Source organism: Nocardioides sp. Z21_20, from assembly GCF_059766585.1.
In genome coordinates this window covers 193,728-219,496 of record NZ_JCBAJX010000004.1, presented here as the reverse complement: position 1 = coordinate 219,496, position 25,769 = coordinate 193,728, and the positions used below count along the sequence as shown (strand labels likewise).

Sequence of the window (25,769 nt, the reverse complement as noted above, 5' to 3'; positions counted from 1 at the left end):
GTGCCGCGCCTGCTGGTCGTCCACCACTCCCCCACCCCGGGGGTGCGGGCGCTGAGCGACGCGGTGCTCGCCGGCACCCGCGACGACGCCCTGGAGGGCGTGGAGGTCGTGGTCCGCGAGGCGCTGGTCGCCCGCGCCGCGGACGTGCTGGCCGCGGACGCCGTGCTGCTCGGCACCACCGCCAACTTCGGCTACATGTCCGGCGCGCTGAAGCACTTCTTCGACACCATCTTCCTCGAGGCCGGCGGAGCCCTCAGCGACGACGGGTCCGGCGACTCCGGCGCGGCGGGTGGGGCGGCTGCGAGGAAGCCGTTCGGGCTCTGGGTGCACGGGCGCTACGACACCACCGGGGCGGTGCGTTCGGTGCTCTCCATCGTCGGCGCCCTGCCCTGGCGCCAGGGCGCGGAGGTGCTCGAGGTGCTCGGCGAGGTGGGCAGCGCGGAGCGCGAGGCCGGCTACGAGCTGGGCGGCACCCTCGCGGCGCTGACACTGGACTGATCGCGAACGGTAGGATCGCCACACGCGGCTCCGGCGGAGTCGTCCACACCACCGACTGCACGCACGACGATCTGGGAGGGCCGCGATCCTGTCGCTCGCTCGGCGCCCCGGCGCCCGCCCTCGGCACTCGCTGACCGCACTCGCGGCGATCGCCGCGCTCCTCCTGGCCGGCTGCTCCAGCAGCGACCAGGGGGGCGACGTCGACCCCGAGCAGGTCGACGCCGTCGAGGCACCCGAGCTGGGTGCCTGCCGGATGCTGACCCCCGACGACGTCGCCCAGGCCAGCAACGCCACCCGCAGCATCCCGTGCACCGAGCCGCACACCGCGGAGACCTACGCGGTCGGCACCCTGCCCGAGGAGTACGACGAGGCCGACTACGCCGACGAGGAGCTCGGCCGCTTCGCCTACCGCACCTGCAGCGCCGCCTTCACGAAGTTCCTCGGCACCGAGGAGAGCACGGTGATGCGCTCGGTCGTCAGCTGGGCCTGGTTCCGCCCCTCCGAGCAGGCCTGGGAGGACGGCGCGCGCTGGTACCGCTGCGACATCGTCGGCGGGGGCGAGCAGAGCAAGGAGTACGTCGAGCTGCCGGAGACCGCCAAGGCGCTGCTGCGCGGCCAGGACCCCGACGACAAGTGGATGGTGTGCGCCGAGGGGCCCACGGTGGCCGGCTCGGTCAAGGTGCCCTGCTCCGAGCCGCACGACTGGCGCGCCGTGAGCACCGTCAAGCCCGGGGACGACGACGAGCCCTACCCTGGCGACCGGATCGTGCAGGTGCGCACCCGCGACTTCTGCTCGGAGTCCGTCCTGGCCTACGTCAACTACGCCTCGGACTACGACTTCGGCTTCACCTGGTTCGGCAAGGGCGAGTGGGAGGCCGGGAACCGCCGCTCGATCTGCTGGGCGAGGACCAGCAAGTGAGCGGCCGCGCCCGGCCGCTGTCCCGCTGGTCCGCGGCCGTCCCCGCGCTGGCGCTGGCCGCCGCGCTGCTCACCGGCTGCACCGGTGACGACGACGCCCCGCAGTCGCGACCCTCGTCGACGCCGAGCGCGACGCCGACGCCCGCGCAGCCGGCCCCGGTGCCGGCGCGCGGCGCCTGCACGCAGCTGGACTACGAGGAGGCGATCTCGCCGACCTCGAGCACCGCCCCGTCGTCGTGCAAGCAGCGGCACACCGCGCAGACGGTCTATGTGGGCCGCCTCGACACCGTGGTGGACGGGCACCTGCTCGCCGTCGACGCCGCGCGGGTGCGTCACCAGGCCGCCGCCGTCTGCCCGCGCCGGGTCAAGAGCTTCCTCGGCGGCTCGACCGAGCAGCTGCGGCTCAGCGTGCTGCGCGCGGTCTGGTTCGCCCCCACCGTGGCGCAGTCCGACGCCGGCCAGGACTGGTACCGCTGCGACGTGATCGCGGTGGCCGGCGAGCGCCGGCTGGCCCCGCTCACCGGACGGCTGAAGGGCGTGCTCACGCGCCCCGCGGGACGCGCCCGCTGGGGGATCTGCGGCACCGCCGAGCCGGGCACCGCAGGCTTCGAGCGCGTGGTCTGCACGGCGCGGCACTCCTGGCGCGCGATCGCCACCATCGACCTGCCCGGGCGCGCCTACCCCGGCGGCGCGAAGGCGCGTGCCGCCGGGCAGGCCGCCTGCGAGGAGGCCGCCGGCGACGTGGCCGACGACCCGCTCAGCTACCGCTGGGGCTACGAGTGGCCGACCGCCGCCCAGTGGAAGGCCGGCCAGCACTACGCCGTGTGCTGGGCCCCGGACTGAGGCACGACGCCCCGCTCGCGAGGTCGCGGCGCCGCCGGGCTAGAAGCCCAGCCGGCGCAGCTGACGGGGGTCGCGCTGCCAGTCCTTGGCGATCTTGACGCGCAGGTCGAGGTAGACCGGGGTGCCGAGCAGCGCCTCGATCTGGTGCCGCGCGGCGGTGCCCACCTCGCGCAGCCGGGCCCCCTTGTGGCCGATCATGATCCCCTTCTGGGAGTCGCGCTCCACGAAGAGGTTGGCGTGGATGTCCAGCAGCGGCTTGTCGTCGGGACGGCCCTCGCGCAGGCCCATCTCCTCGACCACCACCGCGATCGAGTGCGGCAGCTCGTCGCGCACCCCCTCCAGGGAGGCCTCGCGGATCAGCTCCGCCACGATCGCCTCCTCCGGGGCGTCGCTGAGATCGCCGTCCGGGTAGAGCTGGGGCCCCTCGGGCAGCAGGCCGACCAGCAGGTCCTCCAGCAGCCGCACCTGGTCGCCGGCGACCGCGGAGACGGGCACGATCTCGGCCCACTCGGTGCCGGTCTCGGCGCCGAGGCGCTGGATGTCGAGCAGGTGGTTGGCGATCTGCTCGGGGGTGGCCAGGTCAGTCTTGGTCGCGATCGCGACCTTGATCGTGCGCTTGATCTTGCCCATCTCGTTGACGATGAACCGGTCGCCGGGGCCGATCCTCTCGTTGGCCGGGAAGCAGACCGCCACCACGTCGACCTCGGCCAGCGTGGTCTTGACCAGGTCGTTGAGCCGCTCGCCGAGCAGCGTGCGCGGCCGGTGCAGCCCGGGGGTGTCCACCAGGATCAGCTGCGCGTCCGGGCGGTGCACGATGCCGCGCACGACGGTGCGGGTGGTCTGCGGCTTGGAGCTGGTGATCACCACCTTGCTGCCCACCAGCGCGTTGGTCAGCGTGGACTTCCCCGCGTTCGGTCTGCCCACGAACGAGGCGAACCCGCTCTTGTGCGCGTTCTCGGGCTCGGTCATGGTCGTGCCTCTCCGTCACGGGCGGCGTCGTAGTCCGCCCAGATCTCTGCGTCGCTCTTGCCGGCGGCCTTGCCGGCCCGGTGGATCGGGCCCGGGTCCACCGCCCGGGGCTGGCGCTGGTGTCCCCCGCCGCGCCAGTAGCCCATCACGTCGTACGCCGTGGACGGCAGCCGCCGCACCCGCATCAGGTGCTTGCGGATCGCCCGCATCTGGGCGGACTCCCCGGCCATCCAGAAGTATCCCTCGCCCGCGGGCCAGTCGATCCCCTCGACGACCGCGGCCAGCGCGCTCTCGGCCTCGGCGGGCGGCCTGAGCCAGGTCACGTCGAGCCCGGCGGGCAGGTAGCCGGCCAGGTCGTCGGGCACCTCGGCCCAGATCCGCAGGTCCACGTCGGCGCGCACGCTCTCGCTGATCCGGGCCATCGCCGGCAGGGCGGTGAGGTCGCCGACCAGCAGCAGCCAGCGCGCGTTCTCGGGCATCGCGAACGAGCCTCTGGCCTCGGTCACCGTCACCGTCTCGCCCACGCACTCGCCGCGCGCCCACTCGGTGACCAGGCCGGTGTCATGGACGACCACGTCGAGGACCATCTCGGCCCCGTCCCAGCTGCGCACCGTGTAGTAGCGGCTCTGGAACTGACCGGGCACGATCAGCCCGACCCACTCGTCGGGGGTCTGGGTGCTGCGGAAGGACGCCAGCCCGGGTCCGCCCAGGACGAGGCGGACCAGGTGCTCGGAGAGCTGCACGCGCCGCAGCACCTGTGCGTCGTACGTCAGGGCTCGGGTGCTCACCGGCCAAGGTTAGGGCGTGGCGCACCCCCGGGCCCAACCCGGCCCGGCCGCTACCAGGTCGGGCGCAGGCCGAAGCCGGAGCGGCCCTGTTCGTCGGTGCGGGTGGCGAGCACCTGGTGCAGCTGGATCTGGTTGCGCTCGAAGCCGATCCTCGAGCCGGTCAGGTAGACGCCCCAGGCCCGTGCCGTGCCCTCGCCCACCTCCGCGACGCACTCGTCCCAGTGCGCCACGAGGTTGCGCGACCAGCCGGCCAGCGTGAGCGCGTAGTGCTCACGCAGGTTCTCCGCGTGCTGCACCTCGAGCCCGGCGTTCTGAGCCTCGGTGATGATCCGCCCGGAGCCGGTCAGCTCCCCGTCGGGGAAGATGTAGCGGTCGATGAACGCGCCGGTCGGCTGGGGCCGGTTGTGCGCGCGGGTGATGCAGTGGTTGAGCAGCCGCCCCTGCGGGCGCAGCCGGTCGCGCAGGAAGGCGAAGTAGGCCGGGTAGTTGCGCACCCCGATGTGCTCGGTCAGCCCGATCGAGCTGACCGCGTCGAACCCCGACTCCACCACCTCGCGGTAGTCCAGGTGGCGCACCTCGGCCAGGTCGGCGAGCCCGGCCCGGTCGATGGCCTCCTTCGCCCAGGTGGCCTGCTGCCGCGACAGCGTCACGCCCAGCGCCCGGACGCCGTACTCGCGGGCGGCGTGCAGGACCATCCCGCCCCAGCCGCAGCCCACGTCGAGCAGCCGCTGGCCGGGGCGCAGGTCGAGCTTGCGTGCGACCAGGTCGTGCTTCTCGCGCTGGGCGTCCTCCAGGGTGACGTCCGCGGTCGGGTACAGCGCGCAGGTGTAGGTCATCGACGGCCCGAGCACCAGCTCGTAGAACCGGTTGGAGACGTCGTAGTGGTGGCCGATCGCGTCCGCGTCGCGGGCGCGCGGGTGGCGCACTCCCTCGACCACGCGACGCCAGCGGGGCAGGTGCTCCTGGGGCGGGGGCGGCAGCGGGCGCAGGTGCTGCAGCCCCAGCCCGCGCAGCACCCGCAGCGCCTCGGCCGGTGTCGGCCGGCGCAGGCGCTCGGTGCTCAGCAGCCGTTGCAGCGCCTCGTAGGGATCCCCCGGATGCACGCCGCGCAGCTCGAGGTCCCCGCTCACGTAGGCACGGGTCAGGCCGAGGTCCCCGGGGGCGGTGAGCAGGTAGGACAGGCCGCGCTCGTTGCGCAGGTGCATGGCCACCGGCGCGTCGGCCGGGCCGGCGCTGCTGCCGTCGTAGGCGGTGAAGCGGACATTCAGGCTCTCGGGCATCAGGGTGCCGAATGCCTCGCCGATGCTCAGGTCCTCGGATGTGCTCATCTGCTTCTCACCGCCTTGTCGAAGAGGGTCGTCAGCCGGTCGTCGGGGTCGTAGCGGCCCTTCACCGCAGCCAGCCGCTCACCGTGGTAGAGCCGGTCGAAGGTGGCGGGGTCGTAGAACGCCTCGGAGTAGAGCGACTTGTGCCCGCCGAGCTCGTGCACGCGGGCCTCGATGGCCCGGTTCAAAGGCGCCTGCGGGGCGTCCTCGCCGACCGGGACGGTGCCCCAGAACCCGACGTTGACGTAGGTCGTCGCAGGCTCGAGCGGGTACGACGACCAGCTGCGGGCGGTGCCGGGCCCGCCGGGCTCGCGCAGCCGCAGCGGGCACAGCCAGACCGGGCGCATCGAGACCTCGGCGTCGAACCACTCCAGGAACTCCGCCAGCCGGTCCAGCGGCACCTCGACGTCCTGGACCACGCGCTCGCGCCGGGGCCGGCCCGCGCGCCGGTCCAGCCGGTCCACGACCCCCAGCCGGCGGTCCAGCCCGACCAGCCGGTGGTAGACCTCCGAGCGGCGCCAGCGCCGGGGCCAGACCCGGCGCACCCGGGGGTCGTGCAGCCCGAACGCCCCCGAGCACCAGAACCAGTCGGTGTCCCAGCGCCACAGGTAGTCGTGCATGGTGAGCAGGTCCCGCTCGCGCTCGCGGATCGAGCGGTAGTAGATCTGCTGGCCGGTGTAGTCGCTGGGCGGTGTGCGACCCGGCTCGTGGGTCCAGGTCGCCAGGGTCAGGTAGAGCTCCTCGGGCGAGAAGGCGGTGCCGTCGAGGGCGTCCACCGGCTGCGCGTGCCAGGCGCGGGTGGCGACGATCTCCTCGAGCGCCTCGGCGAGCTGCTTGGCGTCGTCGAAGCGGACGTGGCGCAGCGCGACGTAGGAGGCGACGGGCTCCAGCTCGATGGCCAGCCGGACGGCGTAGCCGAGCGAGCCGTAGGAGTTGGGGAAGGCGTCGAAGAGGTCGGCGTGCTCACCGTCGGGGCGCGCGGTGACGACCTCGCCGGCGCCGGTGAGCACGTCCATCTCCCGCACCGACTCGTGCGGCAGCCCGTTGCGGAAGCTGGTGGACTCGATGCCCAGCCCGGTGACCGCCCCGCCGAGGGTGATCGTGCGCAGCTGCGGCACGACGAGCGGGATCAGGCCGTGCCGCAGGGTGAGCGCGGTCAGGTCCTCGTAGGTGCACATCCCCTGCACCTGCGCGACCCGAGCCTCGGCGTCGACCTCGATCACCGCGCCGAGCCCGCTCACGTCCAGGCCGGTGCCGGCCGCGGCCCGGGGCCGGAACAGGTTGGAGGTCCGCTTGGCGAGCCGGACGGGTGCGCCCGGCGGCAGCGCGTCGTACGACTCCAGGAGTCGTGCGACCGCGGCACGGTGGCTCTCCCACCCGATTGCGGAGCTCACCTCTGGCACAGTAGCGAGCCCGGGTCGTCCGCGCATCACCTCATCGCGGGCCGATTCCGCCGCCGGGGGCCGCGCTGAGGGCGCCCCTCAGGAGCGGTACGTCGCCGCCAGGGCGCCGCGGGGGTCCCCGAGGTGGAGCGGGATCCCGGGGCCGGCCAGGTCGGCGAGCGCGGCGAGGTCGGGCGAGGTCGGCTCGGTCGCCTCGCCCAGCAGCACGGCCGCCTCCAGGCCACGGGCACCGGAGGCGACGGCCATCGCGACGCACACCTGCAGCGCCGACAGCTGCAGCGAGGGCAGGTCCACGGTGGCCGCGGCGTAGGTGCGCCCGTCGGCGTCGCGGACCGCGGCGCCCTCCGCCGCCCGCACCCGGGCGCGGGTGGTCCGGGCCAGGGTGACCAGCTTCTGGTCCTCGGCGGCGAGCGGCTGCGGCGGGGTCTCAGGCATGCGCGTCAGGGTAGTGCTCGAGCGTCGCGGACCGCTCCTCGGCGGTCTCCGGCTCCTCGGCCACCGGGCTGATCAGCACCGTCGAGATCCGGTTGCGGCGCCCGGTCGGCGCCTCGGCCTCGAAGCGCAGCCCGTGCACCACGACGCTGGACCCCGGGATCGGCACCCGGCCCAGGTGCTTGGCCATCAGGCCGCCCACGCTGTCGACGTCCTCGTCCTCCACGTCGATGCCGAAGAGCTCGTCGAGGTCGCCGATCGGGTAGCGCGAGGAGACCCGGGTCAGGCCCGAGGGCAGCGTCTCCACCTCGATCCCGGCCTCGTCGTACTCGTCGGTGATCTCGCCGACGATCTCCTCGAGGATGTCCTCGATCGTGATCAGCCCCGCGGTCCCGCCGTACTCGTCCACGACCACGGCGATGTGCTGGCGGCGCGCCTGCATCTCCGAGAGCAGCTCGTCGACCGGCTTGGAGTCCGGCACGAAGTGCGCCGGGCGCATCCGGGTCTCGATCCGCTCGGCGATGTCGATGCCCGGCTCCTCGAACTCCCGCTGCGCGACGTCCTTGAGATAGGCGAAGCCGACGATCTCGTCGAGGTTCTCCCCCACCACCGGCAGCCGGGAGAACCCGCTGCGCAGGAACAGGCTCATCGTCTGGCGCAGGTTCTTGTAGCGCTCGATGTAGACCACGTCGGTGCGCGGCACCATCACCTCGCGCGCGGAGGTGTCCCCGAGCTCGAAGACGGAGTGGATCATCTTGCGCTCGCCGGACTCGATCACCGCGGAGGCCTCGGCGAGGTCGACCAGCTCGCGCAGCTCGGTCTCGGTGGAGAACGGGCCCTCGCGGAACCCCTTGCCGGGGGTGATCGCGTTGCCGAGCAGGATCAGCAGGCGCGGCAGCGGCCCCAGCACCGTGGTGACCACGCTCAGCGGCAGCGCCGAGAGCAGCGCGATCCGCTCCGCGTGCTGGCGGCCCAGGGTGCGCGGCGCGACGCCGATCACCACGAACGAGACGACCAGCATCGAACCGGTGGCGACCAGCACGGCCGGCCACCAGGCCCCGTCGAAGGCGTCGTGGACCTGCAGCGCGACCAGCACGATCGCGGAGGTCTCGCACAGCAGCCGCAGCAGCAGCGCGGTGTTGAGGTAGCGCGGCGGGTCGTCGAGCAGCGTCAGCAGCCGCTTGGCGCCCGGGCGTCCCTCGGCCACGAGCTGCTCGGCGCGGGCGTGGGAGAAGGCGCCCACCGCGGCGTCGGCCGCGGAGAACAGCCCGGCGAGAAGCACCAGCGCGGACGCCGAGAGCACCAGCCAGACGTCGGAGGGGATCATCGGCGGCTCGTCAGGATCGGGCGCGCCACGCGGCGAGCAGCTCGTCCTGCAGCCCGAACATCTCCTTGTGCTCCTCCGGCTCGGCGTGGTCGTAGCCGAGGAGGTGCAGGATCCCGTGCACGGTGAGCAGCTCGAGCTCGGCGAGCGTGCCGTGCCCGGCCGTCTCGCCCTGGCGCGCGGCGACGTCGGGGCACAGCACCAGGTCGCCCAGCACCCCCTCCTCGGGCTCCTCGTTGACCAGGCCGGGGCGCAGCTCGTCCATCGGGAAGGCGAGCACGTCGGTGGGCCCCTCCTTCTCCATCCACTGCGCGTTGAGCTGGGCGATGGTGGGCTCGTCGACCGCCTTGATGCACAGCTCGGCCATCGGGTGCACCCGCATCCGGTCCATCACGAAGCGCGCGAGCGCGGAGAGGTGGGCGACGTCCAGGCCGTGACCCGACTCGTCGAGGATCTCGATGCTCACCGCCGGCCCTCCTTCAGCTCGCCGCGGGCGTCGGCCTCGTCGTAGGCCGCCACGATCCGCCCGACCAGGCGGTGGCGTACGACGTCGGAGCTGGTGAGCCGGTTGAAGACGATGTCGTCGACGTCGCCGAGGATGCCCTCGATGACGCGCAGCCCGGACTTCACGCCGCCCGGCAGGTCCACCTGGGTGACGTCGCCGGTGACCACGATCTTGGAGCCGAAGCCCAGCCGGGTGAGGAACATCTTCATCTGCTCGGGCGAGGTGTTCTGCGCCTCGTCGAGGATGATGAACGCGTCGTTGAGGGTGCGCCCGCGCATGTACGCCAGCGGCGCCACCTCGATGGTGCCGGCGGCGAGCAGCTTGGGGATCGTCTCGGGGTCGATCATGTCGTGCAGCGCGTCGTAGAGCGGGCGCAGGTAGGGGTCGATCTTCTCGCTGAGGGTGCCGGGCAGGAACCCGAGCCGCTCGCCGGCCTCGACCGCCGGGCGGGTCAGGATGATCCGGGTGACCTGCTTGGCCTGCAGCGCCTGGACCGCCTTGGCCATCGCCAGGTAGGTCTTGCCGGTGCCGGCCGGGCCGATGCCGAAGGTGATGGTGTGCTTGTCGATGGAGTCGACGTAGCGCTTCTGGTTCAGCGTCTTGGGCCGGATCGTGCGCCCGCGGTTGGAGAGGATGTTGAGGCTCAGCACGTCGGCGGGCCGCTCGGTGGTCTCGGCGCGCAGCATGTCGATCGCTCGCTCGACGGTCTCGGGGGTGATCCCCTGACCGGTGCGGATGATCGTCACCACCTCGTCGAGGAGCCGCTCGGCGAGCGCGACCTCGCCGGGCTCGCCCTCCAGGGTGATCTGGTTGCCGCGCACGTGGATGTCGGCGGCGAAGGCCTTCTCGACCAGGCCCAGGTGCTCGTCGCCGGGCCCGAGCAGGCTCACCATGTTGATGCTGGCGGGGACGGTCACGGTGTGACGGACCACGTTGGTCGTGCTGTCCGGCTTGTCGCGCTGCGTGTCAGTCATGGATGCCCGGGCGGGCGGCCTTCCTGTAGGCGGTCGGGCGCACCTGGTCGTGGCGCCCCGTCCATGCTACGTGGTCCGCCGAGCCGGAGGCCCGCGACTTTGCCGCCACCGGCGCGCTCAGCCGGGAGGCCAGGCGAGCGGGCGACCGCCCAGCACGTGCAGATGCGCGTGGAAGACCGTCTGACCGGCGGCCGCACCGGTGTTGAAGACGCTGCGGTAGCCACCCTCGAGCCCCTCGGCCTCGGCGATCTCGGCCGCCGCCCGGTGCAGGTCGGCGAGCACGGTCGGCTCGGCGGCGGCCAGCGCCGCAGCGTCGGCGTGGTGGCTGCGCGGCACGACCAGCACGTGGGTGGGCGCCTGGGCGTTGATGTCGCGGAAGGCGAGGGTGGTCTCGCTCTCGTGCACGATCGTCGCGGGCACCGCGCCGGCGACGATGCCGCAGAACAGGCAGTCGGGGGAGGCAGTCATGTCTCACACCTTAGGGGCGTGTCAACCGCGTCCGGGCCCGGCGCGTCCCACTACCGTGATGACCCATGCGCCCCTCACGTCACGGAGCCTCGCGGTGACCCCGCGACCGGACTCCCCGGGCCAGGGCCCGGCGTGGGGGGACGCCGACACCGCACTGGAGCAGCTCTACGCCGTGCACTGGCGCCAGCTGGTCCGGCTCTCGGTGCTGCTGGTGCGCGAGCCGGCCACCGCCGAGGAGGTCGTCCAGGACGCGTTCGTCGCGGTGCACGCCCGCTGGTCGAGGCTGCGCGACCCCGACAAGGCGCTGGCCTACCTGCGCCAGAGCGTCGTCAACCGCTCCCGGTCGGTGCTGCGCCACGGCGCCGTGGTCGATCGCCACGTACGGCGCGAGGCCGCGGCGCCGGCGGGGTACGCGCCGGGCGCGGACGCGGGCGCGCTGGCCGCCGCACGCCGTACCGCCGTGCTGGACGCGATGCGTGCCCTGCCCCAGCGCCAGCGCGAGGTGCTGGCGCTGCGCTACTACCTCGACCTGTCCGAGGCCGAGATCGCGGCGACCCTGGGGATCAGCCGCGGCGCGGTCAAGAGCCATGCCTCGCGCGGCGCCGCCGCCCTGCGTCCGTTGCTGGAGGAGCACCGATGAGCCACCGCCCGCCCGGGCCCGACGACCGTCCCCTCGACCCGTCCCCGCAGGACGCGGCGCTCGGCGAGCTGCTCTCCGGGGCGGTCTCGGACATCGAGCCCGCTCACCGCCTCGACTCCATCCGCAACCGAACGAAGGTGACCCCCATGAGCAGTCGACGTCCCTGGCTCTATGCCGTCGGCGGCGCTGCCGGTGCGACCGCCGCGGTGATCGTCGCCGTCGCGGTGTTCGGCGGACAGCTGGGCGGCGGGGACGACGCCCCGGCCTCGGCGGACGCCAGCCGGCCGGCCACCAGCGCCGCGGCGCCCGAGTCACCCGAGACGCCCGAGACGCCGACCGGGACGCCCGCGGGCAGCCCCAGCCAGACGCCGTCGGCCGGGTCGGCAGTGGTGCCGGTCTACTTCGCCGCGGACGCGCCCCAGGGCCCGCGGCTGTTCCGGGAGTTCCAGCAGACGACCGAGCCCGACCTCGGCCTGGCCGCCGCGACGCTGACGATCGCCGGCACGGCCGACGACCCCGACTACCGCACCCTGTGGCCGGCCGACGTCTCCGTGCGCGCGGTCACCGCCGAGGGCCAGGAGCCGGACGTCGTCACCGTCGACCTCGCCGCGGGCCCGGACGTCGCCCTGGGCGAGCGGCCCTCGGGCATGTCCCAGCAGGAGGCGTCGCTGGCCGTCGAGCAGCTGCTCTACACCGTCCAGGGCGCCCTGCAGGTGCGCGCGCCCGTGCAGCTCCTCCTCGACGGGCAGCCCAGCGCCACCGTCCTCGGGGTGAGCGCCGCGAAGCCACTCACCCAGGGGGACCCGCTCGAGGTGCTCGCGCTGGCCAGCGTCACCGAGCCCGCCGAGGGCCAGCGGGTCTCCGGGTCGTTCACCGCCGAGGGCGTCGCCAGCTCCGTCGAGGCGACCGTCCCCTGGGAGATCCGCCAGGGCAGCACGGTCGTCGACAGCGGCTTCACGACCGCGGAGGGGTGGATGGACCGGCTCTACCCCTGGCGGGCCGAGATCGACGTCTCCGCGTTGGCGCCGGGGCGCTACACGTTCGCGGCGATGACCAACGACCCCAGTGGCGGCGAGGAGGGCTTCGGCCCCACCGAGGACACCCGCACGATCGTCGTGGAGTGAGTGCCGCCGGTCCGGTCCCCCACCGGCACCGGCCCCGCCAGCACCGCACCAGCCAGCACCGCACCCGCTCTCCCCGTACCCGCTCTCCCCGTACCCGCTCTCCCCGCACCAGCTCTCCCGCACCAGCTCTCCCGCACCAGATCAAAGGACGTCGATGAGACACCCCGCCCGCCCTGCCGCCACCGCGACCGCCGCCCTCGTGGCCGGCGCCCTCGCGCTCTCCCTGCTGAGCGGGTGCGGCGAGGACTCCGAGCCCCGGGCCGACGGCGGTCCCTCGGCGTCCGGCACGCCGGCGCGCCCGGTGTCCCCGCCGCCGAGCGGCGCCTCGGCCGGCTCCACCGATGCCTCCCCCGAGGCCTCCTCCGACGACCGGGTCGAGCCACGGGTCAGCCGCTCCGCGCGTCCCGGCGCGCGCGGGCAGGCGCCCGGGGCGGCCCCCCGGCGCGCCCCCGGCACGAGGCCCGAGACCGTCACCGTCCCGGTGTACTTCGTCGGGGACGCCCCCGGCGGCCCCCGGCTGTTCCGTGAGCTGCGCCGGGTCGCCGCCGCCGACCCGGTCGGGGCCGCCGCCGCACTGACCACGGCGGGCGAGGCGCTGGACCCCGACTACCGCTCGCTGTTCCCCGCGGGCGCGCTCGAGAGCGTCAGCCTCGAGGGCACCGGGCGGACCGGGCGCTACTCGGTGCGGCTCAGCGACCGGAGCTGGACCCAGCGTCCGGAGGCGATGACCCGGCGCCAGGCGCGGCTCGCCGTACAGCAGCTGGTCCGCACCCTCCAGGGCGCCGGGCGCTCACGCGCCCGGGTGAGGTTCCTGCTGGGGACCGAGCAGGTGCCGGTCCTCGGCCTGCAGCGCCGGCGCGGCTTCGCCGCCGCCCCTGCGCTGGACGTGCTGGCGCTGGCCAACGTCACCTGGCCACGCCACGGCCAGCGGGTCCGGGGCTCGTTCACCGCCCGGGGTCTGGCCAGCTCGTTCGAGGCCACCGTGCCGTGGGAGCTGCGGCGCCGATCGCAGGTCGTGCGATCCGGCTTCGCGACCGCGGCCGGCTGGATGGACCGGCTCTACCCCTGGCAGGCCGAGGTCGACGTGTCCGGGCTGGCTCCGGGCCGGTACACCTTCGTCGCCCTCACCGACGAGCCCTCCGGGGAGGGTGCCGGCCCCACTCGGGACACCAAGACGGTCGTCGTCAGGTAGCGCCGAGCCGGCCCGCGGGTCAGGCCCAGCGCGGGGAGCCGGCGAGCAGGGCCGCGCAGGCGGCCACCCCGGCGGTGGAGGTGCGCAGGACCTCGTGGCCCAGCCGGATCGGACGGGCGCCCGCGGCCCCGAAGGCCGCGATCTCGTCCTCGGCGACGCCACCCTCGGGGCCCACCACCAGCACGACGCGTCCGCATGTGGGCAGCGCCAGGCCGCCGATCGGCTCGACCGCCTCCTCGTGCAGCACGACGGCCAGGTCGGCGGAGCCGATCAGCTCGACGACCTCCGCGGTCGAGGCCAGCTCACGGACCTGCGGGAACCAGCTGCGCCGCGCCTGCTTGGCCGCCTCCCGGGAGGTGGCGCGCCACTTGGCCAGGGACTTGGCCGCCCGCTCGCCGCGCCACACCGCCACGCTGCGCGAGGCGGCCCAGGGCACCACGACGTCCACGCCGATCTCGGTCAGCATCTCCACCGCCAGCTCGCCCCGCTCCCCCTTCGGGAGGGCCTGGACCACCACCAGCTCCGGGGCCGGCCGGGGCGAGACCTCGGCGGCCAGCACGGTCACGGTGAACAGCCGCTTGCCGGTGCCGACGACCTCGCCGGTGACGGCGGTGCCGGCGCCGTCGGTGAGCACGACCTGCTCCCCCACCCGCAGCCGCCGTACGGCGACCGCGTGGTGGGCCTCGTCACCGGTGACCTCGACCAGCCGGCCGGCCTCGGGGACCCCCGAGGCCGCCAGCTCGGGCAGGTGGTGGACCGGAAGCGTCATCTCCTGCTCAGCGGCCCTGGAAGGCGTTGCGCAGCCGGTCCTTCAGCGTGCGGTGCTGCCCCGGCCCGACGTTGCCGCTGGGCGCCTCCTCGCCGCGCAGCGCGGCGAGCTCGAAGAGCAGCTCCTTCTGGCGCTCGTCCAGGCGCGTCGGCGTCTCGACCACCACGGTGACCACGAGGTCGCCACGACCCAGCCCGCGCAGACCGGGGACGCCGCGCCCGCGCAGCACCTGCTCGGTGCCGGACTGGGTGCCGGGACGGATCTCGAGCTCGAACTCGGTCTCCAGGTCGGTCTGCTTGTCCTGGCCCTCGGCGAGCACGTCGGCCTCGAGCGTGGGCAGCGTCAGCGTGGTGCCAAGCGCGGCCGCGGTCACCGGCAGCGACACGGTGCAGTGCAGGTCGCTGCCCTCGCGGGTGAACACCTCGTGCGGCCGGACGTGGATCTCCACGTAGAGGTCCCCGGCCGGGCCGCCGCCGGGACCGACCTCGCCCTGCTCGGGCAGCTGCACCCGGGTCCCGGTGTCGACGCCGGCCGGGATCTTCACGGTCAGGTTGCGGCGCGAGCGGATCCGTCCGTCGCCGGAGCAGTCGCGGCAGGGCTCGGGGATGATCGAGCCGAAGCCGCGGCAGGCCGGGCAGGGGCGCAGCGTGCGGATCTCGCCGAGGAAGGAGCGCTGGACCTGGGCGACCTCGCCCGCGCCACGGCAGGTCTCGCAGGTCACCGGCTCGCTGCCCGGGGCGGCTCCGTCGCCGTGACAGGTGGTGCAGACCACGGCTGTGTCGACCTTGAGCTCGTGGGTGACGCCGAACGCCGCCTCGGCCAGGTCGATCTCGAGCCGGATGAGCGCGTCCTGCCCCCGCCGCACGCGCGGGCGCGGACCGCGGCCGCCGCCCTGGCCGCCGGGAGCGTTGCCCCCGAAGAAGGCGTCCATGATGTCGGTGAAGGAGAAGCCCGCCCCCTGGCCGAAGCCGCCGTCCCCGCCGCCGAAGGGATCGCCGCCGCGGTCGTAGGCCGCCCGCTTCTGCGGGTCGGAGAGCACCTCGTAGGCGCGCGAGACCTCCTTGAAGCGCTCCTGGGTCTCCGGGTCCGGGTTCACGTCCGGGTGAAGCTGCCGGGCAAGGCGCCGGTAGGCCTTCTTGATGGCGTCCGGGTCCGCGTCGCGGTCGACGCCGAGGAGCTCGTAGAGGTCCTGACTCAAGGTGGGGTTCCTGTTCTGCTGCTGGTTGCTGGCTGGTGGCGGCTGCTGGAGGAGGGGTCAGGCCTCGTCGAGGATCCGCGAGACGTAGCGGGCCACGGCCCGCACCGAGGCCATCGTGCCCGGGTAGTCCATCCGGGTCGGTCCGACGATGCCCAGGGTGGCCAGGGCCTGCTCCCCGGGCCCGTACCCGGTGGCGACGACGCTGGTGCTGGCGAGCTCCTGGTAGGGGCCCTCGTGGCCGATCCGCACGGTGACGGCCCCGCCGCTGGTCGCCTCGCCGAGGAGCTTGAGCAGCACCACGTGCTCCTCGAGGACCTCGAGCATGGGACGGATCGCGGTGTCGAAGCCCTCGCCGAAGCGGGCGAGGTTGGCGGCTCCCCCGACCGCGACCCGCTCGTCGGAGCGGTGGTCGGACATCGCCTCGACCAGCGTGGCCACCACCTGCGCGGTCACCGCGTTGTCGTCGTGGGGCACCTCGTCGGCGAGCGCGTCGAGCGCGGCGGTGGCCTGGGAGATCTGCTCCCCGGTGGCCGCCCGGTTGACGCGGGTGCGCAGCGCGGCGAGCTGCTCCTCACCGATCGGCTCGGTCAGCTCGACCAGGCGCTGCTCGACCCGGCCGGTGCTGAGGATCAGCACCGCCAGCAGCCGGCAGGGCGTCAGCGCGACGAGCTCGACGTGACGCACGGTGCTGCGCGAGAGGGTGGGGTACTGCACGACGGCGACCTGCCGGGTGAGCTGGGCCAGCAGCCGCACGCTGCGCTGGACGACGTCGTCGAGGTCGACGGCGCCGTCGAGGAACGTCGCGATCGCGCGCCTCTCGGCGGCGCTCATCGGCTTGAGGGTGGTGAGCCGGTCCACGAACAGCCGGTAGCCCTTGTCGGTCGGCACCCGGCCGGCGCTGGTGTGCGGCTGGGTGATGAACCCCTCCTCCTCCAGCACGGCCATGTCGTTGCGCACCGTCGCCGGGGAGACACCGAGCCCGTGTCGCTCCACCAGGGCCTTGGACCCCACCGGCTCCTCGGTCGCCACGTAGTCCTCGACGATGGCACGCAGGACGGCGAGTCTGCGGTCCTCGACCATGTCACGCCTCCCTTCGGTCCGACGACGCTGAGCGCGTTGGCACTCATCCCTACTGAGTGCCAAGACTACAAGCCCGTGAGACAGCACTGGTGTTCCGGTGCAAGTGAGGTTAGGCTCCCCTAAGTCGATGAGGAGACCGATGACCACCACCCAGCAGCCCCATGACCCGAGCACGCTGGCCGGACAGGCCCGCTCGGTGCTCTCGTGCCCCGCCGCCGCCTCCCTGGAGGTCGAGGGACTCAGCCACCTCGACGACATCGTCGACCTCGCGGTCCGCGACACCTCCGGGGTGCCGACGTTCACCTGCCCGGCCGACAGCGCGCTGGCGCTGGCCGCCGGCTGCGGGCGCGCGGCCCGCCTCACCCTCGCGGCGGAGTCGGGCAGCACGCTCTCCTCGATCACCCTCTCCGGGACCCTGCGCCTGCGCCCGGTGGGCCGCGGGCACGCGCCCTGCCCGCCGTCGTTCCTGGTCGAGCTGGACCTGGATGGGGTCAGTGCGCGGACCGCGCGGTCCTCGCACGGGGTCTCCCTGGATCACTTCCGCAGCACCGAGCACGACCTGAACGACGGGTACCTGCGGCGCGTGGTCGAGCACGCCAACCAGGGCCACCCCGCCGAGCTGCGCCACACCGTGACCACGGCTCTCGGCCTGCGCGCGGGCAGCGTGGCCGGCGCCGCCATCGCCGACCTGACCCGCGACGGCGTCGAGGTGCACTGGGTCGACGTCGACGGCGCGCACACCTACCGGCTCTGGTTCCCTCGGCCGGCCCGCAGTCGCGCCGAGCTCGGCGCCCTGCTCAGCCGCGAGCTCGGCTCCGGCCTCGGCTGAGAGCCCCTCCCCCACCCACCGGCCGGCGCGCGCCTAGGGTGGTGAGATGAGGTTCACCGAGGTGGCCGACCGGGTCTGGGTCGCGCGCTATGCATGGTTCGACGTCAACGTCACCGCGATCGGCGGCGAGCACGGGCTCCTGGTCGTGGACACCCACGCCTCGAGCGCGGCCGCGGGCGAGGTGATCGCCGATCTGCGGGCCCTGGGCGCCGGCGACGTGGTGGCCGTGGTGAACACCCACGAGCACTTCGACCACACCTTCGGCAACGCGGCGATGCGCGCGGCGTACGGCGCGGTGCCGATCCACGCCCACCAGGACGCCGCGGCCGCCACCGTCGCCGCCGGCGAGCGGATCAAGCAGGCCTACCGCGACGACCCGGACGACCCGCACCGCGAGGAGGTGCTGGCGACCGAGATCGTCGCCGCGGACCACACCTTCTCCTCGGTCTGGCCCCTCGACCTCGGCGGCGGCCGCGTGGTCGAGCTGATCCACCCCGGCAAGGGCCACACCGCCGGCGACGTGGTGGTGCGCGTGCCCGACGTCGACGTGCTGCTCGCCGGCGACCTCGTCGAGGAGTCCGGCGTGCCGGGCTTCGGCGCGGACTGCCACCCGATGGAGTGGCCGCTGGCGCTCGACCTGACCCTGAACCTGCTCACCGCCTCCACGGTCGTCGTCCCCGGCCACGGCGCACCGGTGGGCAAGGAGTTCGTCGAGGAGCAGCGCGCCGCGATCGGCGTGGTGGCGGAGACCATCCGCGACCTGTCCACCCGCGGCGTGCCCGTCGACGAGGCGCTCGCCGCCGCCGAGTGGCCCTACCCGCGCGAGGACCTGGCCCACGCCGTACGACGCGGGTATGCGCACCTGCCGCGCGCCCAGCGCAACCTGCCGCTGGTCTGAGCGCGCCCGGGCCGGCCACGCGTCGAGCTCAGCCCTCGAGCAGGCCGGCCGCCACGAAGGCGCGCTGGTAGATCTCGAGGATCACCGGCTCCTTGCCCGCGTTGTAGTCCATCACCAGCTGCGATTCCGCGTCCGCCGTCTGCGCGGCCGCCCGCTTGGCGCGGACGTAGCGCTCCCGGTCGCCGGCGTCGGCGCGCAGCCAGTCACGGAAGATCCGGTGCCGGAGCGGCTCGGGACTGTCCGGGCCGAACACGTGGACCTGCCCCGCGGGCCGCTCGCTGCGCAGCATCCGGTGCCCGTGCCACCACGGCTCACGCACGCGCAGCTCGAACCCGGCCGCCTCCAGAGCGGGCAGGTAGGCCGCCTCGCGGTCGGGGTCGGCGAGGGTGAGGTCGATATCGATGACCGGCTTGGCGATCAGCCCCGGGACCGCGGTCGAGCCGACGTGGGTCAGGTCGAGGACCCGGGTGCCCAGCGCGGCCCGGATCCGCGAGGCGAGCTCCTCGTAGCGCCGCGCCCAGGCCGGATCGGGCGCGGCCAGCTCCACCCCGACCGAGGGCCCCGATCCGGGGACCCACGGCGACCGCCCGGGCGGGGGCGGCTCGTCGCGGAAGGTGACGATGTCGAGGCGGTTGGGCATGCCCACGACGCTAACCGCCTCCGGCGTGCCGCGTGGAGTGGGTCTCACCGGCGTGCCCTGCCCGGCCATGAGGCTCGCGCGCCCTAGCGTTGCCCGGTGACCTCCCGCGATCGCTACGGAACCAACGTCCTCAACACCGACTGGCGCGCGCCCAAGCGCGGCCGCGCCGTGGAGACCGAGGCCGAGCTCGGCCTGGTCGTCGAGGAGGTGACCACCGACTGGTGCGGCGAGGTCGTCGCGATCGACCGCGACATCCGCACCCTGACCCTGGAGGACCGGCGCGGCAAGCGCCGCACGTTCCCGCTCGGGCCGGGCTTCCTGCTCGAGGGCAAGCCGGTCATCCTCACGCCCCCGACCCGGCTCAAGGCTCCCGCGAAGCCGACCCGCACCGCGTCCGGCTCGGTCGCCGTGCACGACGCCCCGGCCCGGGTGGCCCGGCAGAGCCGGATCTTCGTCGAGGGCCGCCACGACGCCGAGCTGGTGGAGAAGGTGTGGGGCGACGACCTGCGCATCGAAGGCGTGGTGGTGGAGTACCTGGGCGGCGTGGACGACCTCGCCGACCACCTGCGCGACTTCCGCCCCGGCCCGGACCGCAAGGTGGGCGTGCTCGTGGACCACCTGGTCAAGGGCTCCAAGGAGAGCCGGATCGCCCAGGGCATCGCCCGCTCGCCGGTCGGCAAGCACGTGCTGATCGTCGGCCACCCCTTCATCGACGTGTGGCAGGCGGTCAAGCCCGACCGCCTCGGCCTGCAGCAGTGGCCGACGATCCCGCGCAGCATCGAGTGGAAGAAGGGCATCTGCCAGCACATGGGCTGGCCGCACCGCGACCAGGCCGACATCGCGCGCGCCTGGAAGCACGTGCTGTCCAAGGTCGGCTCCTTCGCCGACCTCGAGCCCGAGCTGCTCGGCCGGGTCGAGGAGCTCATCGACTTCGTGACGGCGCCCTGACCCGGACGGGTCACGGGCGCCGCCGGCCCGTCGGGGGTCAGCCCCGCAGCGGACGGCCCTCGGCGTCGAGCGGGTTGCCGACCAGCATCATGATCCCGTCGATGAAGGGCCACAGCGAGCCCACGCCGCAGGTGAAGATCGTGACCAGCAGCTGGGCCACGCCGGTGCGGCTGTCGCCGATGTAGAAGCGGCCGATGCCCAGCGGGATCAGGATCTGCAGCAGCCCCGCGACCAGCTTCGACTTGTCCGAGTAGGGCATCCCGCTGACCGGGTGCACGCCGTACGGCGCCGGGACGCCCATCCCCGGCCCGTAGCCCGGCGCGCCGTAGGGAGGCTGGCCGTAGCCGGGCTGGCCGTAGCCGGGCTGGGGCACCCCGTACGGCGGCGGCGGGGCGCTGTGCGGCTGCTCGGGCGACGGCTCGGGCTCGTCGGAGGGGTGCTTGCTGAAGTCGGGGCCTGGGCTCATGCTCCGACCTTAGTGTGCCGACGCCGCGCCGAGGGGCGATCACACCGAAGTCCGGGGGCGTTCGGGGCAACCCCGAGCCTCCGCCCGGGGTCGGCTCAGGGCAGCAGGTCGCGCACCACCGCGTCGGCCAGCAGCCGGCCCCGGGTGGTCAGCACCAGCCGGTCCCCCTCGGGGACCACCAGCCCCCGGGCGACCAGGTCGGGCACGGCCGCCCGGCCCGCCGCGTCGAGCACCTCGAGGGGCAGCCCGGCGCGCAGCCGGATCTCCAGCAGCACCCGCTCGACGCGTCGGTCCTCGGCGCCGAGGACCTCGCGCGCCTGGGCGGGGCTGACGTCGTCGGACAGCCGCGCCGCGTAGGCGGCCGGGTGGCGCACGTTCCACCACCGCACCCCACCGACGTGGGAGTGGGCGCCGGGGCCGGCGCCCCACCAGTCGGCGCCGGTCCAGTAGAGGACGTTGTGCCGGCACTGGCTGCGCTCGCGGCGCGCCCAGTTCGAGACCTCGTACCAGTGCAGCCCGTCGGCGGCGAGGACCTCGTCGGCGAGGAGGTACTTGTCGGCGAGGTCGTCGTCGTCGGGCATCGGGATCTCGCCGCGGCGCACCTGGCGCGCCAGCGCGGTGCCGTCCTCGACGATCAGCGCATAGGCGGACACATGGTCGGGGCCGCACGCCAGCGCCGCCTCCAGGGAGGTGCGCCAGTCGGCCAGCGACTCCCCCGGCGTGCCGTAGATGAGGTCCAGGCTCACCTCGTCGAAGCCGGCCCGGCGGGCCTCCTCGACCACCCGCGGCACCCGCAGCGGGTCGTGGGTGCGGTCCAGGGTGGCCAGCACGTGCGGCACCGCCGACTGCATCCCGAACGAGAGCCGGGTGAACCCCGCCTCCCGCAGCGCCGCCAGGCTGGCCGGGGTGACGCTGTCGGGGTTGGCCTCGGTGGTGATCTCGGCGCCCGCCACGAGGCCGAACTCGTCACGGATCGCCTGCAGCACCCGGGCCAGGTCACCGGGCTCGATCAGCGTCGGGGTGCCGCCGCCGAGGAAGACCGTCTCGACCGGGACGTCACGCTCGCCCAGCACGCGGCGCGCGCGGCGTACCTCCGCGACCACGCCGTCGGCGTACGACGCCCGCGAGGCGCCCGGCGCCGAGGAGACCGGGCCCAGCTCGGAGACGGTGTAGGTGTTGAAGTCGCAGTAGCCGCACCGGACCCGGCAGAACGGCACGTGGACGTAGAACCCGAAGGGACGTGCGCCCACCCCCTCCAGAGCGGACTCCGGCAGCGAGCCGTCCGCGGGCACGGGCTCGCCGGGAGGAGGAGTGGAGGGCACGCCCCCCATCCTCCCACCGGCGTCGGACCGGCCGTCAGCCGGTCAACCTCCTCAGGAGGAGGCGTAGAGGCGCTCGATGGCCTCTCGGTTGTTCGCCTCCACGACCTTGCGCTTGACCTTCATCGAGGGGGTGAGCTCACCGGACTCGATGCTGAGGTCGTGGTCGAGCACCAGGTGCTTCTTGATCGTCTCCCAGCGGTTGAGGCGGGCGTTGAGCTGCTCGACGTACCCGTCGACCATCTTCTGCACGGCCTCGGAGCGCACGATGTCGGTGTAGGAGGCGCCCTCCATCCCGTTGCGCGCACCCCAGTCGGCCATCGCCTCGGGGTCGAGCGTCACCAGCGCCACGCAGTAGTTGCGGTCGTTGCCGTGCACCAGGAACTGGCTGGCGTAGGGGCAGATCGCCTTGAACTGCGACTCGATCGAGGAGGGGGCGATGTACTTGCCGCCCGAGGTCTTGAACAGGTCCTTCTTGCGGTCGGTGATCTTGAGGAAGCCCTCCGCGTCGAGCTCGCCGATGTCACCGGTGTGCAGCCAGCCGTCCTGCAGCGTCTCGGCGGTCTGCTCGGGGAGATTGTGGTAGCCCTCCATCACGTGCGGGCCGCGGATCAGCACCTCGCCGTCGGCGGCGATCTTGACCTCGGAGCCGGGGAAGGGGGTGCCGACCGTGCCGAAGCGGTAGTTCTCCGGGTGGTTGACGAAGGCGCCGGCCGAGGTCTCGGTCAGCCCGTAGCCCTCCAGCACCACGATGCCCGCGGCGTGGAACCACTCGGCGACCTCCTGGTTGAGGGCCGCGGCGCCGGAGATGAAGAACCGGACGCGTCCACCGAAGCGGTCGCGGACCTTGGCGAAGACCAGCTTGTCCAGCACTCCGTGCTGGAGCTTGAGGCCCAGCGGGATCGACTTGCCCTCGCGGTTGCGGCGGTCCACCTCGAGGCCGACCTTGAAGGCCTGGGTGAACAGCTTCTCCTTCACCCCGCCCTCGGCGGCCTGCATGGTGATGATCTTGCCGTGGGCCTTCTCGAAGATCCGCGGGGCCGCGCCCATGAAGGTGGGCTTGACGATGGCCAGGTTCTCGATGATCCGGTCGATGCGCCCGTCGATGGCGGTGGCGAAGCCGCAGGCCATCTGGGTGGAGAGCAGCACCTTGCCGAAGCTGTGCGCCATCGGCAGCCACAGGAACTGCAGGTCGTCCTCGAACAGCGTGCCCTGCGCCTTGATCGCCTCGCCCTCGAAGACCCAGGAGGAGTGCCGCAGCCGCACGCCCTTGGGGCGTCCGGTGGTGCCGGAGGTGTAGATCAGCGTCGCGAGCTGGTCGGGGCGGATCGACTCGGCCATCGCCCGGATCGCGTCCGGGTGCTCGGCGAGGTAGCCCTGGCCGAGCTTGGCGAGCTCGTCGAGCGAGATCACCCAGTCCCCGTCGGTGGTCCCGTCGAAGGTGATGATCTTGGCGACGTGCGGCAGCTCGGCGCGGTTCGCGGTGAGCTTCGCGATCTGCTCGTCGTCCTCGGCGAACACCACGCGGCTCTCGGAGTCACTGAGGATGTACGCCGTGTCGTCGGCGTTGGTGGTCGGGTACACCGTGGTGGTGGCCGCGCCGGCGGACATGATCGCCAGGTCGGCCAGGATCCACTCGTAGCGGGTGTTGGAGGAGATGCCGGCGCGCTGCTCGGGCTCGATGCCCAGGGCCATCAGGCCGGCGGCCAGCTCGGCGACGCGGTCCCCCACCTCCCGCCAGGTGACCGAGACCCACTCCTCGCCCCGCGGGAAGCGGTAGGCCTCGCGCGCGGCCGAGGTCTCGACCCGGTCGAGGAACTGGGCGGCGACGTTGCGCGGCATGGTGTCCAGGAAGGACGCATCATTCGTGATCGGCATCGGGGTTCCCTCTCCTCCCGCGGGCCCCCACCGGTGTGAGGCTGCCCACAGACTGCGATGTCCGTAACCTAGATCACAATGACCCTCGATGGGGGCAGAATCCGCGCGCGTCTCACCAGTTCTACCTGCCGGTAGCCAGCACCGAGTCGGTGAGCGCTTCCGCTCAGTGGAAGCCGATGCTCGCGCGTGGCGCCGGCGGGTTGGACCGTGACGGAGCGCATCCTGGAGCGGTCGCGCCCGACGACCGCCCGTCTCGGCGAGGAGAGCCATGCCCACCGAATCCGCACCCCCCTCCGCCCACCCGGGCCCGAGGACCGGCCGCCGCGCCGCGTCCACCGGGTTCTGGCCGGTCCTGCTCTGCTGGATCGCCGTCGCCCTCGACGGGTTCGACCTCGTCGTGCTCGGGGCCGTCATCCCGACCCTGTCGAAGACCGGAGCGCTCGGCTTCACCGACTCCTCGCTGACGCTGGCCTCCACGATCGGCCTGGTCGGCGTCGGCATCGGGGCGGTGACGATCGGCCCGCTCACCGACCGGTTCGGCCGACGCACCAGCCTGATCGGCTCGATCGCGGGCTTCTCGCTGCTGACCCTGGCCGTGGCGTTCGCCCCCAACGTCACCGTGTTCATCGTGCTGCGCTTCCTGGCCGGGCTCGGGCTCGGCGCCTGCCTGCCGACCGCGCTCGCCTACATGTCCGAGTACGCCCCGCCCGGACGGGGCGGCTCCGCGATGACCCGGATGATGACCGGCTACCACGTCGGCGCGGTGCTGACCGCGCTGCTGGCGCTGTGGCTGGTGGACGCGTTCGGCTGGGAGTCGATGTTCGTCGTCGGCGGTGTGGCGGGGCTGCTCACCGTGCCGCTGATGTGGGCCAAGCTGCCCGAGTCCGAGACCTTCCTGGCCGCGACCCAGACCCGCCGCGAGGGTGGAGCCGTCGCCTCGGTGGGCACCGCGGACGTGGTGCGCGGACGCTACCTGCGGATCAGCCTCGGCCTGTGGGTCGCCTCGTTCATGGGCCTGCTGCTGGTCTACGGCCTCAACACCTGGCTGCCCAAGATCATGGGCGAGGCCGGCTACTCGATCGAGGCCGGCACCGGCCTGCTGCTGGTGCTCAACGTCGGCGCGGTGATCGGCCTGGTGGTCGCCGGCGCGATCGCCGACCAGCGCGGCAACAAGCCGACGGTGCTGGCCTGGTTCGGGCTCTCCGCGATCTTCCTGGCGCTGCTGTCGGTGCGGATGGACAGCTCGCTGCTGGTCTACGCCGCGGTGATGCTCGCCGGGATCTTCGTCTTCAGCGCCCAGGTGCTCGTCTACGCGTTCGTCGGCCACCTGTACCCACCGAACATCCGGGGCACCGCGCTGGGCATGTCCGCCGGCGTGGGGCGCGTCGGCGCGATCGTCGGACCGTTCCTGGGCGGGGCCATGGTGACCGCCGGGATCGCCTACCCGTGGGGCTTCTACGCCTTCGCCGTCGCCGCGCTCCTCGCGGTGCTGGCGCTGGCCACCGTCCCGGCCCACGCCGACACCGAGGCCTGAGGGGCCGCGACGCCGCGCCTGGGCGGCGTCGCGGCCTCCTCGGGCGAGGATGGGTCCATGCCCGGCAACCTCTCGCGCCCCGGCACCAGCGTCACCAGTCGCGCGCTGGCGCTGCTGGGCGCCTTCGACGACGGACACCGGCGGCAGACGCTGACCGAGCTCGCCGCACGCGCCGAGGTGCCGGTGCCGACCGCGCACCGGCTGATCGGCGAGCTGGTCGCCTGGGGGGCGCTGGCCCGGCTGCCGAGCGGCGAGTACGTGGTGGGGCGCCGGCTGTGGGACCTCGGCCTGCTCGCCCCGCTGCAGGCCGACCTGCGCGAGAGCGCCTCCCCGTTCCTGCACGACCTGTACGCCGCCACGCTCGCGACCGTGCACCTCGCCGTGCGCGACGGGCTCGAGGTGCTCTACCTGGACCGGCTGCGCGGCAACACCTCCGTGCCGGTGGTGAGCGCGGTCGGCTCCCGGCTGCCGCTGCACAGCACCGGCGTCGGCAAGGTGCTGCTGGCCCATGGGCCCGCGGAGGTCCAGGCCCGCTCGCTCGCGCAGCTGGCGCGCGTCACGCCGTACACCGTCACCCAGCCCGGCGTACTGCGCCGCCAGCTCGATCGCATCATCGCGGAGGGCTACGCGACCACGAACGAGGAGATGAGCCTGGGCGCCTGCTCGGCCGCGGTCCCGGTCTGGCAGGGCCGACAGGTGGTGGCCGCGCTCGGGCTCGTGGTCTCCTCGCTGACCCGCGACCAGTCCCGGCTGGTGACCGCCCTGCAGGTGGCCGCGCACGGCGTGGGGCGCGCGCTGACGCGCTGA

Annotated in this window: 27 protein-coding genes; 11 read left to right on the top strand and 16 right to left on the bottom strand. The window is 73.6% G+C overall.

Features of this window, described 5'->3' with window-relative positions; all coding sequences use genetic code 11:
- From AC6EH9_RS09780 to AC6EH9_RS09770, 3 genes are read left to right on the top strand one after another with little or no spacing between them, the layout of a single operon-like run.
- Nucleotides 1-498, top strand: coding sequence for a flavodoxin family protein (locus AC6EH9_RS09780; protein WP_498422626.1), 498 nt, complete (start codon nt 1-3; stop codon nt 496-498).
- A gap of 55 nt (nt 499-553) precedes the next feature.
- Nucleotides 554-1,417: a septum formation family protein gene (locus AC6EH9_RS09775; protein WP_498422706.1), complete on the top strand. Its 864-nt coding sequence runs from the start codon at nt 554-556 to the stop codon at nt 1,415-1,417.
- A complete protein-coding gene (locus AC6EH9_RS09770) occupies nt 1,414-2,259 on the top strand; it encodes a septum formation family protein (protein ID WP_498422624.1) in 846 nt (281 codons plus the stop codon). Before AC6EH9_RS09775 ends, AC6EH9_RS09770 begins: the two co-directional genes overlap by 4 nt.
- 39 nt (nt 2,260-2,298) lie before the next feature.
- Here the strand turns inward: AC6EH9_RS09770 and era are convergent, their stop codons facing one another.
- The 9 genes from era to AC6EH9_RS09725 form a co-directional block, all read right to left on the bottom strand.
- Nucleotides 2,299-3,228: a GTPase Era gene (gene era / locus AC6EH9_RS09765; RefSeq protein WP_498422623.1), complete on the bottom strand. Its 930-nt coding sequence runs from the start codon at nt 3,226-3,228 to the stop codon at nt 2,299-2,301.
- A complete protein-coding gene (locus tag AC6EH9_RS09760) occupies nt 3,225-4,016 on the bottom strand; it encodes a siderophore-interacting protein (protein ID WP_498422621.1) in 792 nt (263 codons plus the stop codon). Before AC6EH9_RS09760 ends, era begins: the two co-directional genes overlap by 4 nt.
- A 50-nt stretch (nt 4,017-4,066) precedes the next feature.
- Nucleotides 4,067-5,344 carry a class I SAM-dependent methyltransferase gene (locus AC6EH9_RS09755; protein ID WP_498422620.1) on the bottom strand — a complete coding sequence of 426 codons (1,278 nt, stop codon included), beginning with the start codon at nt 5,342-5,344 and terminating at the stop codon, nt 4,067-4,069.
- Nucleotides 5,341-6,735, bottom strand: coding sequence for an FAD-binding oxidoreductase (locus tag AC6EH9_RS09750; protein WP_498422619.1), 1,395 nt, complete (start codon nt 6,733-6,735; stop codon nt 5,341-5,343). Before AC6EH9_RS09750 ends, AC6EH9_RS09755 begins: the two co-directional genes overlap by 4 nt.
- Nucleotides 6,736-6,822: 87 nt before the next feature.
- Nucleotides 6,823-7,179, bottom strand: a complete 357-nt coding sequence (locus tag AC6EH9_RS09745) for a cytidine deaminase-like protein (RefSeq protein WP_498422618.1) — start codon at nt 7,177-7,179, stop codon at nt 6,823-6,825.
- Complete coding sequence (locus tag AC6EH9_RS09740; RefSeq protein ID WP_498422617.1) at nt 7,172-8,503, bottom strand: hemolysin family protein; 1,332 nt, start codon at nt 8,501-8,503, stop codon at nt 7,172-7,174. The genes AC6EH9_RS09745 and AC6EH9_RS09740 overlap by 8 nt, the downstream gene beginning before the upstream one ends.
- A 10-nt stretch (nt 8,504-8,513) precedes the next feature.
- Complete coding sequence (gene ybeY, locus AC6EH9_RS09735; protein WP_498422616.1) at nt 8,514-8,966, bottom strand: rRNA maturation RNase YbeY; 453 nt, start codon at nt 8,964-8,966, stop codon at nt 8,514-8,516.
- Nucleotides 8,963-9,979: a PhoH family protein gene (locus AC6EH9_RS09730; protein WP_498422615.1), complete on the bottom strand. Its 1,017-nt coding sequence runs from the start codon at nt 9,977-9,979 to the stop codon at nt 8,963-8,965. The genes ybeY and AC6EH9_RS09730 overlap by 4 nt, the downstream gene beginning before the upstream one ends.
- 117 nt (nt 9,980-10,096) lie before the next feature.
- On the bottom strand, nt 10,097-10,447 hold the full coding sequence (locus AC6EH9_RS09725; RefSeq protein ID WP_498422613.1) for an HIT domain-containing protein: 351 nt from the start codon (nt 10,445-10,447) through the stop codon (nt 10,097-10,099).
- Nucleotides 10,448-10,541: 94 nt separating this feature from the next.
- On the opposite strand from AC6EH9_RS09725, the gene AC6EH9_RS09720 reads away from it, so the two are divergent.
- From AC6EH9_RS09720 to AC6EH9_RS09710, 3 genes are all read left to right on the top strand, one after another.
- Nucleotides 10,542-11,087: a SigE family RNA polymerase sigma factor gene (locus AC6EH9_RS09720; RefSeq protein WP_498422610.1), complete on the top strand. Its 546-nt coding sequence runs from the start codon at nt 10,542-10,544 to the stop codon at nt 11,085-11,087.
- Nucleotides 11,084-12,211 (top strand): Gmad2 immunoglobulin-like domain-containing protein, encoded by a 1,128-nt coding sequence (locus AC6EH9_RS09715; RefSeq protein WP_498422609.1) that lies wholly within the window; start codon nt 11,084-11,086, stop codon nt 12,209-12,211. Before AC6EH9_RS09720 ends, AC6EH9_RS09715 begins: the two co-directional genes overlap by 4 nt.
- Before the next feature lie 154 nt (nt 12,212-12,365).
- The gene (locus AC6EH9_RS09710; protein ID WP_498422608.1) at nt 12,366-13,403 is read left to right on the top strand and encodes a Gmad2 immunoglobulin-like domain-containing protein; all 1,038 of its coding nucleotides are present in this window, start codon (nt 12,366-12,368) and stop codon (nt 13,401-13,403) included.
- A 19-nt stretch (nt 13,404-13,422) separates the two neighbouring features.
- Here AC6EH9_RS09710 and AC6EH9_RS09705 read toward each other — a convergent pair whose 3' ends face one another.
- From AC6EH9_RS09705 to hrcA, 3 genes are read right to left on the bottom strand one after another with little or no spacing between them, the layout of a single operon-like run.
- A complete protein-coding gene (locus AC6EH9_RS09705) occupies nt 13,423-14,172 on the bottom strand; it encodes a 16S rRNA (uracil(1498)-N(3))-methyltransferase (RefSeq protein ID WP_498422606.1) in 750 nt (249 codons plus the stop codon).
- Nucleotides 14,173-14,179: 7 nt separating this feature from the next.
- A complete protein-coding gene (gene dnaJ, locus AC6EH9_RS09700; protein WP_498422604.1) occupies nt 14,180-15,370 on the bottom strand; it encodes a molecular chaperone DnaJ in 1,191 nt (396 codons plus the stop codon).
- Between the two features lie 57 nt (nt 15,371-15,427).
- Nucleotides 15,428-16,450, bottom strand: a complete 1,023-nt coding sequence (hrcA, locus tag AC6EH9_RS09695) for a heat-inducible transcriptional repressor HrcA (RefSeq protein WP_498422603.1) — start codon at nt 16,448-16,450, stop codon at nt 15,428-15,430.
- A 139-nt stretch (nt 16,451-16,589) separates the two neighbouring features.
- Between hrcA and AC6EH9_RS09690 the strand changes: the two genes are divergently transcribed.
- Both AC6EH9_RS09690 and AC6EH9_RS09685 read left to right on the top strand, forming a co-directional pair.
- Nucleotides 16,590-17,279, top strand: coding sequence for a DUF2470 domain-containing protein (locus AC6EH9_RS09690; protein ID WP_498422602.1), 690 nt, complete (start codon nt 16,590-16,592; stop codon nt 17,277-17,279).
- Between the two features lie 46 nt (nt 17,280-17,325).
- Nucleotides 17,326-18,177 carry an MBL fold metallo-hydrolase gene (locus AC6EH9_RS09685; protein ID WP_498422601.1) on the top strand — a complete coding sequence of 284 codons (852 nt, stop codon included), beginning with the start codon at nt 17,326-17,328 and terminating at the stop codon, nt 18,175-18,177.
- A gap of 28 nt (nt 18,178-18,205) precedes the next feature.
- Here the strand turns inward: AC6EH9_RS09685 and AC6EH9_RS09680 are convergent, their stop codons facing one another.
- Nucleotides 18,206-18,817: a GrpB family protein gene (locus AC6EH9_RS09680; protein ID WP_498422600.1), complete on the bottom strand. Its 612-nt coding sequence runs from the start codon at nt 18,815-18,817 to the stop codon at nt 18,206-18,208.
- A 96-nt stretch (nt 18,818-18,913) separates the two neighbouring features.
- Here AC6EH9_RS09680 and AC6EH9_RS09675 point away from each other — a divergent pair, with 96 nt between their 5' ends.
- Entirely contained in the window at nt 18,914-19,765 is an 852-nt protein-coding gene (locus tag AC6EH9_RS09675) for a DUF3097 domain-containing protein (protein ID WP_498422599.1), read from the top strand.
- Nucleotides 19,766-19,802: 37 nt separating this feature from the next.
- Here AC6EH9_RS09675 and AC6EH9_RS09670 read toward each other — a convergent pair whose 3' ends face one another.
- From AC6EH9_RS09670 to AC6EH9_RS09660, 3 genes are all read right to left on the bottom strand, one after another.
- Nucleotides 19,803-20,231, bottom strand: a complete 429-nt coding sequence (locus AC6EH9_RS09670) for a TM2 domain-containing protein (protein WP_498422596.1) — start codon at nt 20,229-20,231, stop codon at nt 19,803-19,805.
- Between the two features lie 95 nt (nt 20,232-20,326).
- Nucleotides 20,327-21,553, bottom strand: coding sequence for a radical SAM family heme chaperone HemW (gene hemW, locus AC6EH9_RS09665; protein ID WP_498422595.1), 1,227 nt, complete (start codon nt 21,551-21,553; stop codon nt 20,327-20,329).
- A 51-nt stretch (nt 21,554-21,604) separates the two neighbouring features.
- Nucleotides 21,605-23,428 (bottom strand): AMP-dependent synthetase/ligase, encoded by a 1,824-nt coding sequence (locus AC6EH9_RS09660; RefSeq protein WP_498422593.1) that lies wholly within the window; start codon nt 23,426-23,428, stop codon nt 21,605-21,607.
- A gap of 268 nt (nt 23,429-23,696) precedes the next feature.
- On the opposite strand from AC6EH9_RS09660, the gene AC6EH9_RS09655 reads away from it, so the two are divergent.
- Nucleotides 23,697-24,962, top strand: a complete 1,266-nt coding sequence (locus AC6EH9_RS09655) for an MFS transporter (RefSeq protein WP_498422592.1) — start codon at nt 23,697-23,699, stop codon at nt 24,960-24,962.
- Nucleotides 24,963-25,019: 57 nt separating this feature from the next.
- Entirely contained in the window at nt 25,020-25,769 is a 750-nt protein-coding gene (locus AC6EH9_RS09650; RefSeq protein WP_498422591.1) for an IclR family transcriptional regulator, read from the top strand.